At 69.7% G+C, this 12,767-nt stretch carries 17 protein-coding genes and 1 tRNA gene; 7 read left to right on the top strand and 11 right to left on the bottom strand.

What is annotated here, in order from left to right; translation table 11 throughout:
• Positions 1 to 245 (bottom strand): DUF72 domain-containing protein (locus AB0H36_RS46835; protein ID WP_360538494.1); only part of this gene is annotated, 245 nt, incomplete at its 3' end.
• A 21-nt stretch (positions 246 to 266) separates the two neighbouring features.
• Here AB0H36_RS46835 and AB0H36_RS46830 point away from each other — a divergent pair.
• Together AB0H36_RS46830 and AB0H36_RS46825 are read left to right on the top strand one after the other, a co-directional pair.
• The gene (locus AB0H36_RS46830; protein ID WP_360538492.1) at positions 267 to 659 is read left to right on the top strand and encodes a DUF1232 domain-containing protein; all 393 of its coding nucleotides are present in this window, start codon (positions 267 to 269) and stop codon (positions 657 to 659) included.
• Between the two features lie 64 nt (positions 660 to 723).
• Complete coding sequence (locus tag AB0H36_RS46825; RefSeq protein WP_360538490.1) at positions 724 to 1,332, top strand: TetR/AcrR family transcriptional regulator; 609 nt, start codon at positions 724 to 726, stop codon at positions 1,330 to 1,332.
• Positions 1,333 to 1,389: 57 nt separating this feature from the next.
• Here AB0H36_RS46825 and AB0H36_RS46820 read toward each other — a convergent pair whose 3' ends face one another.
• Positions 1,390 to 2,421 (bottom strand): hypothetical protein, encoded by a 1,032-nt coding sequence (locus AB0H36_RS46820; protein WP_360538488.1) that lies wholly within the window; start codon positions 2,419 to 2,421, stop codon positions 1,390 to 1,392.
• Positions 2,422 to 2,523: 102 nt separating this feature from the next.
• On the opposite strand from AB0H36_RS46820, the gene AB0H36_RS46815 reads away from it, so the two are divergent.
• From AB0H36_RS46815 to AB0H36_RS46805, 3 genes are read left to right on the top strand one after another with little or no spacing between them, the layout of a single operon-like run.
• The gene (locus AB0H36_RS46815) at positions 2,524 to 3,876 is read left to right on the top strand and encodes a glutamine synthetase family protein (protein ID WP_360538486.1); all 1,353 of its coding nucleotides are present in this window, start codon (positions 2,524 to 2,526) and stop codon (positions 3,874 to 3,876) included.
• 30 nt (positions 3,877 to 3,906) lie between these two features.
• Complete coding sequence (locus AB0H36_RS46810; protein WP_360538484.1) at positions 3,907 to 4,281, top strand: hypothetical protein; 375 nt, start codon at positions 3,907 to 3,909, stop codon at positions 4,279 to 4,281.
• A gap of 37 nt (positions 4,282 to 4,318) precedes the next feature.
• Complete coding sequence (locus tag AB0H36_RS46805) at positions 4,319 to 4,876, top strand: dihydrofolate reductase family protein (protein WP_360538483.1); 558 nt, start codon at positions 4,319 to 4,321, stop codon at positions 4,874 to 4,876.
• Here the strand turns inward: AB0H36_RS46805 and AB0H36_RS46800 are convergent.
• The 7 genes from AB0H36_RS46800 to AB0H36_RS46770 form a co-directional block, all read right to left on the bottom strand.
• Positions 4,873 to 5,103 (bottom strand): hypothetical protein, encoded by a 231-nt coding sequence (locus AB0H36_RS46800; RefSeq protein WP_360538481.1) that lies wholly within the window; start codon positions 5,101 to 5,103, stop codon positions 4,873 to 4,875. The genes AB0H36_RS46805 and AB0H36_RS46800 overlap by 4 nt on opposite strands.
• Complete coding sequence (locus AB0H36_RS46795; RefSeq protein WP_360538479.1) at positions 5,075 to 5,392, bottom strand: YciI family protein; 318 nt, start codon at positions 5,390 to 5,392, stop codon at positions 5,075 to 5,077. The genes AB0H36_RS46800 and AB0H36_RS46795 overlap by 29 nt, the downstream gene beginning before the upstream one ends.
• A 9-nt stretch (positions 5,393 to 5,401) precedes the next feature.
• Entirely contained in the window at positions 5,402 to 6,127 is a 726-nt protein-coding gene (locus tag AB0H36_RS46790) for an MBL fold metallo-hydrolase (protein ID WP_360538496.1), read from the bottom strand.
• Positions 6,124 to 7,083, bottom strand: coding sequence for an alpha/beta fold hydrolase (locus AB0H36_RS46785; RefSeq protein ID WP_360538477.1), 960 nt, complete (start codon positions 7,081 to 7,083; stop codon positions 6,124 to 6,126). The genes AB0H36_RS46790 and AB0H36_RS46785 overlap by 4 nt, the downstream gene beginning before the upstream one ends.
• A gap of 25 nt (positions 7,084 to 7,108) precedes the next feature.
• A complete protein-coding gene (locus AB0H36_RS46780) occupies positions 7,109 to 7,567 on the bottom strand; it encodes a hypothetical protein (RefSeq protein ID WP_360538475.1) in 459 nt (152 codons plus the stop codon).
• Between the two features lie 50 nt (positions 7,568 to 7,617).
• On the bottom strand, positions 7,618 to 8,415 hold the full coding sequence (locus tag AB0H36_RS46775) for a hypothetical protein (RefSeq protein ID WP_360538473.1): 798 nt from the start codon (positions 8,413 to 8,415) through the stop codon (positions 7,618 to 7,620).
• A 238-nt stretch (positions 8,416 to 8,653) separates the two neighbouring features.
• Positions 8,654 to 10,240 (bottom strand): LCP family protein, encoded by a 1,587-nt coding sequence (locus tag AB0H36_RS46770; RefSeq protein WP_360538471.1) that lies wholly within the window; start codon positions 10,238 to 10,240, stop codon positions 8,654 to 8,656.
• Between the two features lie 261 nt (positions 10,241 to 10,501).
• On the opposite strand from AB0H36_RS46770, the gene AB0H36_RS46765 reads away from it, so the two are divergent.
• Positions 10,502 to 10,591: transfer RNA gene (locus AB0H36_RS46765), tRNA-Ser, on the top strand.
• A 129-nt stretch (positions 10,592 to 10,720) separates the two neighbouring features.
• Here AB0H36_RS46765 and AB0H36_RS46760 read toward each other — a convergent pair.
• Positions 10,721 to 11,605 (bottom strand): LLM class flavin-dependent oxidoreductase, encoded by an 885-nt coding sequence (locus tag AB0H36_RS46760; RefSeq protein WP_360538469.1) that lies wholly within the window; start codon positions 11,603 to 11,605, stop codon positions 10,721 to 10,723.
• A 43-nt stretch (positions 11,606 to 11,648) separates the two neighbouring features.
• Entirely contained in the window at positions 11,649 to 12,065 is a 417-nt protein-coding gene (locus tag AB0H36_RS46755; protein ID WP_360538467.1) for a PPOX class F420-dependent oxidoreductase, read from the bottom strand.
• A 48-nt stretch (positions 12,066 to 12,113) separates the two neighbouring features.
• On the opposite strand from AB0H36_RS46755, the gene AB0H36_RS46750 reads away from it, so the two are divergent.
• A complete protein-coding gene (locus AB0H36_RS46750; protein WP_360538465.1) occupies positions 12,114 to 12,749 on the top strand; it encodes a phosphoribosyltransferase family protein in 636 nt (211 codons plus the stop codon).
• Positions 12,750 to 12,767: the final 18 nt, after the last annotated feature.

Here is a 12,767-nt window from a genome sequence, read left to right as displayed (position 1 = left end):
ACGCCGCCCGCCCCCCCCCCCCACACCCCCCCCCCCCCCGCCGCCCCGCCCCCCCCGCCCCCCCCCCCCGACGGGCGCTGCAGCGAGTAGAACGAGCCGTTCAGCTCGATGGAGTTCAGCCGGCCGGAGGCGTACTCCAGCTCGGCCCGCTGCGGCAGGCCCTCGGGGTAGTACACCTTCCGCCAGGGCGCGTACCGCCAGCCCGAGATTCCCACTCGGTACCTGCCGTCCGGCCAGCGGTCCATGGTCCCGATTATGGTTGACCCGTGGTCGAGGCGCTGGTGATCGCCGGGATCGTGGCCGGCCTGTGGGCGCTCAGCTGCGGTCTGATGGTCCTGTTCGCCCACCGGCTCCCGAACGGCCTGCTCCGGCAGGTCGCCGAGTTCCTCCCGTCGTGTGTGACCGCGGCCCGCACGCTCCGCATGCACCCCGACGTCCCCCGCCGAGCCAAGATCGCCCTGCTCGTCGCCGTCCTCTGGGTACTGTCGCCGATCGACCTGCTGCCCGAGTTTCTCCCGGTCATCGGCCCGCTCGACGACGTCGTCGCTGTCGTCCTGCTGCTGAGGTACGCCGCCCGCTCGATCCCCCGCGAGACCCTGCTCGGCGCCTGGCCGACCGACCCTCGCCTCCTGGAACGCCTCCTCGGCCGACCTAGCTGAGCAGCGCCGCGGATCGCGGCCTCCGGGAGTTCTTGTAATGATTGCAAGACCGTAGCATGGGGGCGTGGATCCCCGGAAGCGACGGACGATGGACGCACTGGTCCGGGCCGGCCAGGAGATCTTCAGCGAGCGGTCCGTCGACGACGTGACGGTCGAGGAGATCGCCGAGCGGGCCGGGGTCGCGGTCGGGTCGATCTACAACCACTTCGGTTCGAAGGCAGGACTGCAGGCAGCGGTGGTCGAGCACGCGCTCGAGGCCGACCGGCACTACATGGACCGCGCGTACACCGCGGACCGGTCGCCGGTCGAGCAGTTGTACGCCGCCGCTGAGCAGTACCTCGACTTCTACCTCGACCACCCGGACTACTTCCGGATGCTGGCGTTCCCGGGTCAGCCGGGTCAGTACCAGGCCGGGCACGAACTGTCGGAGCGACTGGTCCGCGCGGTCGACGAGCAGAACCGCCGCCTGGTCGAGGCGCTCCGGCAGGGCATGGCGGCTGGCGTGATCCGGTCGGTGGACCCGGAGGAGGTCGCGACGATCCTGTGGGCGGCCTGGAACGGCGTGATCAGCCTCGGCTGGCGCCCCGACAGCCTCCGCCGGGACCCGGCCGAGCTCCGCGCACTGCTCGGCACCGCCACCGAGATCGTCGCCACCGGCCTCCTCGCCCGCTGACGCCTGCTCGCCCGCTAACGCCTTCTCATCCGCTGGCGCCTCCCGTCCGCCGGCGCCTCAGCTTCCGCGGACGGACAGCGGAAACCAGCGGCTCGCGAGGAGCCGCATCGTGCCCTTGCCCTTCGGCGGAATGTAGGCGACCAGTTCGTAGCGCTCCTGTCGAGCGATCGACGTCTTGACCTCGGACGGCACCCCGAATCCACGCTGCATGTCGCCGACGGTCGAGGTGTCCCACACCATCTTGGTGTCGCCCTGGTTGCGATAGGAGTGCACCAGGTCGAGCCCGAACCAGACGAGCGCACCACCGGATTTCGTCCGCAGCGCATAGACCGGGGTTCGGGCGGCGACGGCGCGGCTGGTTCCGGCCCAGTCGTTGCTCGTGTAGGCAGTCCGATTGTCGACAATCTTGGCGCGCGCCTTCTGGAAGATGCCATCCTTCGCGAGCCGTTTCGCGTACGGGTTCTTGGCGCCCTCGGTCACGGCGCCGGCCAGGACGGCGGGGACCTGGCTCGGTGCGATCTCCAAGCGGGTGTCGGTCGCGGCCACGACCGCCGGGAAGTCCGCCACGTCCACTCCGGACGCGAGCGGACCGGTCGCGGTACTCGAGTACGGCGCATACGTCACCCGCCACGGCGCACCGCTGCGCTCCTGGACGAACAGCAGGAAGTCGCGCGTCGCCGGCGTCGAGCCGCGGTCCGTCGCGGCCGTGAAGAACCACCGGGGGTACCCGGTGACCATCGGCGCCGCACCCAGCGCTCCGGTGTATTTGACCTTGGCATAGCGCAAACCGTTCTTGCGATACACGCGGTACTGCGCACTGTGCAGCTGCAGCGCCGATCCCGTCTCGACCTTCGCAGCCCGTGCCGGGTCCAGTTTCGCGTTCGCCTGGCTGATCGCCGGCAGGTACCGCTTCAGCACGTCCTCCGCTCCCCGCGTGCTGATCGCGGGCACCGGCTTCGGCTTGGGCGCCGGAGCCGGTGTCGACACGACGGCGCCGGGGTTGTCCTCGGCGCGGTCCTGGTCGCCACCGCAGCCTGCCGTCGCAAGGACGAGAGCAGTGACCAGGACGGTGGGCGGGGTCAAACGCATTCGTTTCTCACCTTCGTCGACGGCGGAGCCGACCGATCATCTCGTCTCCTGGGGGCAGAGCAGCTGAACTTACAGCGCCTTGTCGTGTGGTACGAAGTCAGCGTGTCCATCACCGACAGCCTGCCGCCCGCGGACCGCGTCAACGCGCTGCTCGACAGCGGTCTGCGGATGCTCATCACGTCGATCGTCGACAACGCGGGTCTCACCCGCGCCAAGTCGGTGCCGGCCCACCGGTTGCGTACCGCGGCCCGCGACGGCATCGGCCTGTCCCCGGTGTTCGCGCTGATGTGCACCGACGACGGGATCACTACATCGCCGCTGGTCAACGGGCCGGTCGGCGACAACCGGCTGATCCCCGACCTGACCGCCGCCGCGCCGCTCGGACCGGACAACACCGTGTTCTGGGCGCCCGCGGACCAGCTGTCGCAGGACCACCAGCCGGTGGACATCTGCCAGCGCGCAGCCCTGCGCCGGCAGGAGGAGCGGGCGATCGCGGCTGGGCTCGACGTGAAGCTGGGGTTCGAGCTCGAGTTCACCGTGTTCACCGGCGATCCGGCTGATCCGAAGGTCGCCACGCTCGGTCCGGCGTACGGCGTCCTGGCGACGCTGAAGCTGGAGGACTTCGCGGTCGACGTCCTCGAAGCACTCGATGCGGCCGGCGTGCCGGCGGAGCAGTTGCATCCGGAGTACGCGCAAGGGCAGGTCGAGGTCGCGTTGCCGCCGGCGTCGCCGTTGCAGGCGGCCGACCAGTCGCAGCTTGCGCGTCTCGTCGTACACCGGGTGGCGCGTCGGCACGACCTGCTCGTGTCGTTCGCGCCGATCACGGTGGCCGGGTTCGTCGGCAACGGGGCGCACATCCACTTCTCGGCGGCGCTGAACGGCGTGCCGTTCGGGGACGACGGTAGTCCGTCGGAGCATGCGCGGCACTTGATCGCGGGCGTGCTGAACGAGCTCGACGGACTCACCGGCGTGCTCGCGCCGAGTGTGGTCAGCGCCGATCGCCGGGTGCCGGGGAACTGGGCGGGCGCGTACGCATGCTGGGGTCCGGAGAACCGCGAGGCCGCGCTGCGCTACGTCCCTGGCAGCATCACCAGCCGGCCGGACTCGGCCAACTGCGAGATCAAGATCGGCGACCCGTCGGGCAACGCATATCTGTCTGCGGCCGCAGTACTCGCGAGCGCGCTGACCGGGCTCGAGCGGAAGGCGGAGCTCCCGGACGGGCTCGACCGCGACCCGGCGACGTACTCGGACGCCGAGCTTTCGAGGATGGGCGTACGGCGCTTGCCGCTCACGCTCGAGGACGCCCTCGGCGCGCTCGAACGGTCAGCGGTCCTGCGGGAGGCGCTCGGCGAGGCGATCGTCGACCCGTTCCTCGCCGTACGGCGGCATGACGCCGAGTCTCTCGGCAGCCTGTCGCTCGAAGACCGCGTCCGCGCCTTGCGGTGGCGCTACTAGTCGACGCCTGGATCACTTACGGTAATCCTCATGGCATTGGCTGCGAAGGGGAGCAAGGGCGAGTCGTTCCTGGCGGTGGTCGTCGGCGGCGGGGCGGCGTTCGGGCTGGTGGTGATCACTTCGCGATCCTGGAAGGCCTGCCAGGTCGACGTCGCGGGCAGCGTCCCCAACGGCCTCACCCTGCTGTTCCTCGGCCTGCCCCTGGCGCTGATCGTGAACCTCGTCCTGTTCAACATCGTCTTCCGCTACGCCGGCAAGGCCTTCCTCTTCTCCCTGGTCGCCGCCTCCATCGCGATCGCCATCGCCGACCTGGCCCTCTACTCCTGGCAAGGCACCCCCGCTGACTCCCCCGGCATCTGCCCCGGCAACGTCCCACCCTGGTGGCCGGCCTGGATCCCGACGTGAAAGTGGTTTGAAAGCTTCCTGCGATGAGGTGGACTCCATGAGCGGACCGACGCGGTTGTACATGGCGATGTCGTTGGATGGGTTCATTGCTGGGCCGGATGATCGGCCGGGGCAGGAGTTGGGGCGGGGTGGGGGGCGGTTGTTCAACTGGCTGGACGATCGGAACGAGCCGGGGATCAACGGGGAGATCTACGCGGAGGCGCTGGCGACCGGGGCGGTGATCGCGGGGCGCCGTACGTTCGAGCTGGCCGGGCGGTGGAACGGCGACCACCACGACGGCGTGCCGATCCACATCCTCACGCACCACATCGACGAGGACGACGTGCCGCCCGGCACCGCGAAGTTTCACACCGACGTCGCGACGTGTGTCGCCGAAGCCCGGGCCGGTGCGGGCGACCGCGCGATCCTCGTGCACGGGGCCGGCGCGGCCCAGTCCCTCCTCGCCGCGGGCGAGCTCGACGAGCTGGAGATCCACCTCGTACCGGTCCTCCTCGGCGAAGGCCGCCGCCTCTTCGACAGCACCCCGGCCGAGCTCCAACTGATCCGCTCCCTCGAAGGCCGCGACGCGACCCACCTCCGCTACAAGGTCGGCTAGCGGCGGCCGCCGAATTCCCAGGGGTGGGCTTCGGCGCCGGGGAGGAGGCTGGCGGCGGCCTCGGGGGTTGGGGCTTCTACGAGCGCAGCCTGGCCGGCCGGCCTCTCGTCGAGAGTGAACAGGTCGCCGTACAGGATGACGTGGTCGGTCGGGGTGATCGGGGTCGGCTCGGTGGTGATGACGAGGTAGCGGTGGTATTCAGGGACTGCGTTGGCGAAGTCCCACATGGTGGCGCCGGTGTGGTTGTGGAAGCGGTACAAGTCGACGCGCTCGAAGGCGCCGGCGCGGTAGTACGGCTCGTCGAAGGCAAAACGTCCGTACGGCGTCCTCGTCGGGCAGGTCGACGATGTGCAGGCTCCCGGTCGTCTCGGCGTCGTCGTCGTGACCGGTCAGCGTGGGACCACGGGCGATCAGCTCGTCGGCGTACCCGTCCATGAACGACCAGTGCTCCTCGTTCAAAGCAACCTTGATCTCGAACCCGCCCGGCCGATCCCGTCCCCACACGAAGAACTGCATGACCGCACCTTAGAAGGTGTAGGTGGCACCGATCTCCGCATGGACCGCACCGGCTTGCGCACTGGCCGCTTCAGGGGTCAGCAACGGCCCGACATGCGTCAGCACCAACTGCCCAACCCCGCATCGCCCAGCCAACGAGCCTGCCTGCGCAGGCGTGTGGTGGAAGGCGTTCGGGACCGGATCGTTGGCCTCGCACAGCAACAAATCGGCGTCGGCCGCCAGCTCGTCCAACGCCGGGCAAGGCGTGCAGTCGCCGGAGTACGCCAGCACCCGACCGTCCGCCGTCGCACGCAACCCATATGCCTCAGGACCACCGTGGTCCACAGACCGGCTGAGCAAGGTCAGCTCCTTCAGCTGCACTTCATGCCCGTCGGACAAGGCGTGCAACTCCAGTACGTCGGCCAGAAAGCCGGCATCCGGTTGCGCGAAGAACCCCGCCAACCGATCCGCCAACCCGGCCGGCGCGTAGACCGGAAGCGGAGCCCGGGCAGGCATCTCACCGTACGCCAAGGCGTAGTAGGCGTTCAGCAAGTCACCGATGTGGTCGAGGTGCAGGTGCGACAGCCAGACCGCATCCAACTCCGACAACTCGGCATGCCTAAGCAGTTCCGCCAGCGATCCGGGACCTGCGTCGACCCACACCGCAGCACCGCCGGCCCGGAGCAGATACCCCGAGCACGGGCGATCCGGCTGCGGGTACGGCGCGGCGTTGCCGAGGACCGTGAGCGTGGTCAGAGCTTCGCGCCGATCAGCTGGTAGATGTCGTCGTGCGCGCCCGGTAGGTCGTCGTGACCGAAGTCCGGGTACACCCGCACCGACTTCGGCGCGGTGACCTTGTTGTAGGCGGCGTACTGCGTCGACGGCGGGCAGACCTGGTCCTCGAGGCCGACGAACAGTGTCACCTCACCCCGGATCCGCGCCGCCAGGTGCTGCACGTCGATGTACCCGAGGGTCGTGAACACCTCGTCCTGCCGCAGGTGCCGCGGGTCCCGCTTCCTGAACCAGGTGACGATCTCGTCGTACGGCGCCCGCTCCAGGTTGAGGTCCCAGGCTCGCTGGTAGTCGACGAGGAACGGGTAGACGCTGGCGGTGTACTTGATCGACGGCGTCAACGCGGCCGCCACCAGCGACAGCCCACCACCCTGGCTCCAACCGGTGGTCGCGATCCGCGTTTCGTCCACGTCGGGCAGCCCGCCGATGATCTGCGCGAGCCGCCGGGTGTCCAGGAAAACGTGCCGGTAGAGCAATCCCTCCGGCCCGTCGTCGAGCCCGTGCACCAGGTGGTTGTGCAGGGAAAAGCTGTTCGCCGCCTGCGACTCGGTCCGGAACCCGACCTGCTCACGGACGTCCAGCGCGGCCACGGTGAACCCGCGGGCGGCGTATGGCAGCAACTCGACCCACTTCGGCTGCTCACCGCCGTACCCGTGGAACAGCAGCACCGCGGGGCCCGTCGGCTCCGCGGGCCGGACGACCTTCGCGTGCACGCGGTAGCCGCCGGTGCCGGTGAAGTACAGGTGCTGCGCGGTCGCAGTGGTCAGCGGGAAGTCCGTCGCGTCCACGAACTCGGTCTCCGGGGCGACCGCGTCGAGCTCGAGCAGCCCCTTGTCCCAGTACTGGTCGAAGTCGGCCGGCCGCGGGTTGGTGCCCTGGTATCCGGTCAGTTCCTCGGACGACATCTCGAACGAAAGCACGCGAGCTCCAAACGATCGGGGTGACTCATTCTGCGGGATCGGCGTCGTCCGGCGCGGTGCCGTCCCAGATCGTGTAGCCGTGCGCCTCGTTCAGCCGGTCTCGCAGCGCGGTCTCCAGCGCCTCGACCTGCCCGGGCGCGAGCCAGCTGATCGGCACCAGGACCGAGTGCTCCTTCTCCTGGGTCCGCATCACGATCGCCTCACCGTGCGTCGTCTCCACGCGCCCGACCGCGGTGACGTCCGTCCAGGCCGTGCGGACCCCGCGCACCTCGATGTCGTCGTCCCGCAGCTTCAGGACGACGGGGGGCCGGGCAAGCACGTACAGCCCGGCGAGCACGACCAGCCCACCCAGCACGAGGAAGACGGCGACCACCGCACCCGGCAGCCCGATCGCCCACAGGATCGCGGCGACCCCGAGCAGGATCAGCCCAGCGGCGGGGATCCCGACGAATCTCCCCGCCCGCATCCGGTACGTCGTACGCATCGCAGAAGTCTCTCACCTGCGAAAAGACGAAAGCGGAGGAGGTGGGGTGCCTAGAACGCGTCGGTCTCCGAGGTCGAGGCGTTGCCGAAGGGGGTCCGGGCCAGGCTGATCGACCAGTCGAACGATCCGTCGAAGCGGTCGTCGTACTTCTCGTACTGGCAGTCCTCGGTGAACCGCCGGTTCGCCGCGTCCCAGCCGGTGCCCGACTTGAAGTAGACGTAGTAGCTGCCGCGGATCCCGTTCAGCGTCGCCTTGTGGTTGGCGCGCACGTAGATCGACACCTGCGGCTTGCGCGGGTTGCGGTTCGTCACCACGATCACCACGTCCGACGAGCTGCCGTTGTCGATCGCCAGCCGCCCCGGACCGCGGGAGCCCGACCGCTGGATGACCTTGCCGTTCGTGCCCCGCCCGTTGACCGACGGCGGCGCCTTCGGAGCCGGCGGTACGACGAGCGCGCCGAACCGGAGCCCCTTCCCGACCGCCCGCGACACCCCTTGCGTCAGCTCGGCGACCGACGTACGGATCCCCGACTTGGCCTCGTAGAGCCGGACGGCCGGCGCCTTGGGCAGACCACAGCCGGTCTTGGTCACCCCGGCGGCGCTGAGGTTGTCGGTGACGTCGTCCGGGTAGCCGTCGAATGACGCGAGCACCGTCTCGTGCGCCGCGTCGAGCGCCTTGGGCGGGATCACCTTTTCGAGCGCCTGCCGCTCGAGTACGACGGCCGCCGCGAGCTGAGCCCGGGTCGCGTCGAAGGCGAGCAGCGTCCTGGCGTTCATCACCCGGACCACGTACGGCCGCAGCACCTTCTCGACGTTGGTCAGCGCGCGCTGGTACATCGGGACGGACAACCGCACCGGCGTGGGTGGTGGGGCCGGAGTCGGTTTCGGTGGCGGTGTGCTCGTCGTACTGCTCTGAGGCGCCGGGGCTTGCCCGGCCTCCGGCTCAGCGCTGCACGCTGCAGCCGCCAAGAGTGTGATCCCGATCGCCGTTGCCGTCCACCGCCGCACAGTCACCCCCAGTGACTCGTTCCGTGCGCTCAATACTCCCCGGCCGGCGACCGGGTCAGTCGTGGATGGCCGGTTGCTGTCAGTTGCCGCCGGCCTCGGTCGGGTTGTACGCGCAGGCGTCGTTCAGGTTCTCGGTCGCGCCCGGGGTGACGGACGGCTTCGGAGTATTGGGCTTCTTGGTGGTCGTCGTACCGCTGGACGGCTTCTTCGTCGCGGTGGTCGACGGGGTGGAGGCGACCGGCTTGCTCTTCGGGTTGATCGCCTTCTGCACGAGCTCCTGCATGGCCTCGTAGTCCGGGTTCTTGCCGGTCGGGAAGTTCTTGCTCTTGTCCAGGTCGACGTTGGTGACGTTGGCGCCCTTGACCTTCAGCCCGAGCTCGATGAACGCCGGCAGGATCTCCTGCGGGATGTCCGTGCGCAGCAGCTGCTTGCCGGCCGACGCGATCTGCTGGTACTTCGTCACCAGAGTGGCCGGCTGGACGCTGTTGACCAGCGCGTGGATGGTGCAGCGCTGCCGCTCCTGCCGGGACGGGTCGCTGAGGCCGTAGCGGCCGCGTGCGAACCACAGCGCGTGGTAGCCGTCGAGCTTCTGGTCCGGGCCCGGCTCGATGTACCCGGTCGGCTTCCGCTCGCTGTTCGAGCCCGGGCCGGCGCCGTAGTCGCCGCCGATCGGCACCCGGTAGTTGACGTTGACTGTGATCCCGCCGACCGCATCGATGATCTGCCGGAAGCCGGCCAGGTTGACCTGCATGTAGTAGTCGATGTCCAGGCCGAGCGCGGCGCCGGCGGCGAGCTTCACCGCGTCGGCGCCCTCGTTGTCGGTCTGCCCGAGGATCCCGGGGTGCTGCTTCGGGATGTTCTCGTACATTGCGTCCAGGTAGTACTCGGGCTGCTCGACGTTGCCCTTGTTCGGGTCCCAGAAGCCGTCCGGGTACACCTTGTGCAGCGGCGAGTCCGCCGGGAACGGCATCCGCATCCAGTTCCGGCTCAGCGAGATCAGCGAGGTGTCGCCGGTCTTGGTGTCGATGCTGGCCACGATCACCGTGTCGGTCCGGGTGCCTTCCCGGCCGACGCCGTCGTCGGCGCCGAGCAGCAGCAGGTTCAGCCGCGGGGTGTTCGCCCACGGGTCCTTCTTGTCCACCTTCGGCCGGGTCGCGCTCTTCGAGTCGCCCTCGGACTGGAACACGCTGCCGACCAGGTCCCGCTGCGCCATCACGGTCTGCGCCGCCACGGTCGTCGGTACGGCGATCGCGAAGCAGAGCAACCCGACGAACATCGACCCCGCCAGCCGGCCGGTGTAGGTCATGCTCACCGGGCGGAGCAGCTTGTGCGAGGCGACCACGATCCAGATCCAGCAGATGCCGAGGCCGACCACGGCCGCGGTCGCGATCAGCAGCTGGCGCGGCGAGACCGCGAAGGCGAGGACCGAGTCACGCCGGGTCAGGCCGACGTACGCAGCAAGGAGCAGCAGGCCGATGCTGATCGTGAGCACGAACGCGCCGAGCTTCTTGCGGCCGCCCATCAGCAGCCCGGAGCCGGGGACCAGCGCGCTGAGCAGGGTGAGTCCGATCGCCTTCGACGCCGTACGGGCCCGCGGCGTGCGGTGCCGGGACCGGTTGGCTCGAGGCGCGGACCTCCGTCCGGCAGCGCGAGTACTCCGCGACATGGCTCCGTTCCCTGATCGACGACGTGGCAGCCCTCCGTCGGCCGCGTGCAGCGGCCCACGGTACTTCAGACGCCCACGGCACCCACTCGGTTGACGTGTGCTGACGACCCCCGTCGATGCGGGCCAGATTACAGGGGCACCGGGTTAGTCTCCCAACGTGCCACCTCCGGCACGCTGAGTGTCGCCGGACCCGCTTTGCTGCGAACCGGGTCGAGCGGATAGTCTTGGCCGTCGTCGAGTTCCCCTGCGGGAACCGTCGGAGGAGGCGTCGCCTAGTCCGGTCGATGGCGCCCGCCTGCTAAGCGGGTTGAGGGTAACCCCCTCTCGCGGGTTCAAATCCCGCCGCCTCCGCTCTGGGAGCTCCCTGTCCGCGAACTGCGCGGACCGGGAGCTCCGGTGTGTTTTCTGGGGGCGGGGCCCCCAGACCCCGCCCCGGAGGGGCTTCGCCCCCCGGACCCCCGGGTGGTTGCCGGGCCGGTGTTATTTGCTCATCAACTGCCTGGCTTCGGCCAACCGTTCGACCGAGCGTGGACTCATCGGCTCCAGCGAGACGATCAGGTGGTCGACGCCCAGGTCTTGGTACGCCGTGAGGGCGTCGGCCAACTCCTGGACCGTGCCGTCGAAGGCGCGGGTCTCGGGGTCGGGGACAGGCGGCTGGTCGGGGTCGCGGACGATGATTCCGACCGTCGATGCGACCGTGCGGCCGGTCTTCTGGACTACGTCGTGGAGCGTGCCCAGGCGTTCTTCGACCTTCTCGGTCGGGGCGCCGTACCAGGCTGTGTTCCAGGCGTCGGCCCATTCGGCGGTCAGGCGCATCATGCGCGGGCGGTGTCCGGCGACCAGGATGGGGATCGGCCGCGCGGGCGGCGGCTCGAGGACGGCGTCGCGGACGTGGTGGTAAGTGCCGTCGAAGCTGACCGTCTCGCCGCGGACCAGCCGCGCCACGATCTCCAGCCACTCCTCGAACCGTCCGACCCGATGGTCCGTCGGCAGCCCGAACGCCTCGTACTCCGGGTCGTGCCAGCCGGCCCCGACCCCGAGCACCAGCCGCCCGCCCGACACCTCGTCGAGCGTCGCCGCCATCTTCGCGGTCAGCCCCGGATCCCGGAACGACGCGCACAACACCAGGTTCCCGAGCTCGACCCGGGTGGTGGCGGCCGCGACCGCGCTCAGCAGCGTCCACGCCTCGTGCATCCCGAACAGCTGCCCGTCCGGCGCCTTGTAGAAGAAATGGTCGGCCAGCCAGACGGAGTCCATCCCGGTGCGGTCCGCGGCCTCGGCCACCGCCCGGATGTCCTTCCACCCCGGCGCCGTTCCGCCGGGTCCGTCCTCACCGCCGACAGGAAGCATCACACCGATCTTCATGCCGCCAACCTATCCGCGGCCCAGCCCGGCACGCGGGTCGCGGTCAGCTCATCCACGGCCCAACGCCGCTGATTCGGTCGACGGTGATGTGGGTGACGTAGCCCGGCGGCAGGTTGTCGCCGGGCAGGAAGTCGGCGTCCGGTCCGATGTAGGTCCTGGCCAGCTTCCGCAGCACGTCGACCGCCCCGCCCTCGGTGATCCGGGCGGTGCCGGTGATCACCAGGTACTCGGTCAGGCCCATCTCGTTCATTCGATCGGTCTCGATCGACAGGACCACCCGGCCGTCGCGCCGGATGTTCTTCACCTTCCGGTTGTTCGGCACATGCGCCGCGATGATCTCGTCGCCGTCGAGGCCCACCCAGATCACCGAGACCTGCGGGCTTCCGTCCGGATTGATCGTCACCAGATGCCCGAGGGCGTCCGACTCGAGGACCGTCCGCGCGTGCTCAGGTATCTGCATGCCACCAAAAGTACGCCTGACGAGCCCTGGCGAGGGATCATGCTGGGTATGAGGCCGTACCCGAACCGGGCGGCTGCGGGCCGGGCTCTGGCCGACGAGCTCGGCGAGGTCGCCGGATCAGTCCTCGTCCTGGGGCTGGCGCGCGGTGGTTTACCCGTGGCGGCGCCGGTCGCGGACGCCCTGGGGGCGGAGCTGGACGTGCTGATCGTCCGCAAGCTCGGCCTGCCGCAACAACCGGAGCTCGCGATGGGCGCGATCGCGGGCGTCGGCGGCGAGACCCAGACGGTCCGCAACGAGCCGGTCCTGGCCGAAGCCGGTGAGCATGCGCTGGCCGACGTCCTCGAGGAGGAGACGCGCGAGCTGCGGCGCCGCGAGGTGGCGTACCGGGGCGATCGGCCGGCGATCGACGTCCGCGGGAAAGTGGTGATCCTGGTCGACGACGGCCTGGCCACCGGCTCGACCATGCGAGCGGCAGTGGCAGCGGTACGGCGGCAGCAGCCGGCTCGCGTGATCGTCGCCGTACCGGTCGGTGGTGCGGACGGCTGCCGGCGACTGGCCCAAGTCGCGGACGAGGTGGTGTGCGTGTGGACGCCGCTGTACTACACCGCGGTCGGCCAGGCCTACCGCGACTTCTCGCCAGTCGAGGACGAGGAGGTACGGCGCATCCTCGCCGAGCGGCCGTAGTCAGAAGAGCGCGGCGCC

It is taken from the genome of Kribbella sp. NPDC050820 (assembly GCF_040653975.1).
In the GTDB taxonomy this organism is placed as follows: Bacteria; Actinomycetota; Actinomycetes; order Propionibacteriales; family Kribbellaceae; genus Kribbella.
The sequence above is the reverse complement of the archived record's forward strand: the minus strand, read 5'-3'. Positions and strand labels throughout refer to the sequence as shown.

Bases quoted from the DNA above. Each gene is read 5' to 3' on its own strand.
- AB0H36_RS46820 (WP_360538488.1), bottom strand. From the start codon at position 2,421: ATGCGTTTGACCCCGCCCACCGTCCTGGTCACTGCTCTCGTCCTTGCG.
- AB0H36_RS46810 (WP_360538484.1), top strand. From the start codon at position 3,907: ATGGCATTGGCTGCGAAGGGGAGCAAGGGCGAGTCGTTCCTGGCGGTG.
- AB0H36_RS46805 (WP_360538483.1), top strand. From the start codon at position 4,319: ATGAGCGGACCGACGCGGTTGTACATGGCGATGTCGTTGGATGGGTTC.
- AB0H36_RS46800 (WP_360538481.1), bottom strand. From the start codon at position 5,103: ATGTGGGACTTCGCCAACGCAGTCCCTGAATACCACCGCTACCTCGTC.
- AB0H36_RS46795 (WP_360538479.1), bottom strand. From the start codon at position 5,392: ATGCAGTTCTTCGTGTGGGGACGGGATCGGCCGGGCGGGTTCGAGATC.
- AB0H36_RS46780 (WP_360538475.1), bottom strand. From the start codon at position 7,567: ATGCGTACGACGTACCGGATGCGGGCGGGGAGATTCGTCGGGATCCCC.
- AB0H36_RS46770 (WP_360538471.1), bottom strand. From the start codon at position 10,240: ATGTCGCGGAGTACTCGCGCTGCCGGACGGAGGTCCGCGCCTCGAGCC.
- AB0H36_RS46760 (WP_360538469.1), bottom strand. From the start codon at position 11,605: ATGAAGATCGGTGTGATGCTTCCTGTCGGCGGTGAGGACGGACCCGGC.
- AB0H36_RS46755 (WP_360538467.1), bottom strand. From the start codon at position 12,065: ATGCAGATACCTGAGCACGCGCGGACGGTCCTCGAGTCGGACGCCCTC.
- AB0H36_RS46750 (WP_360538465.1), top strand. From the start codon at position 12,114: ATGAGGCCGTACCCGAACCGGGCGGCTGCGGGCCGGGCTCTGGCCGAC.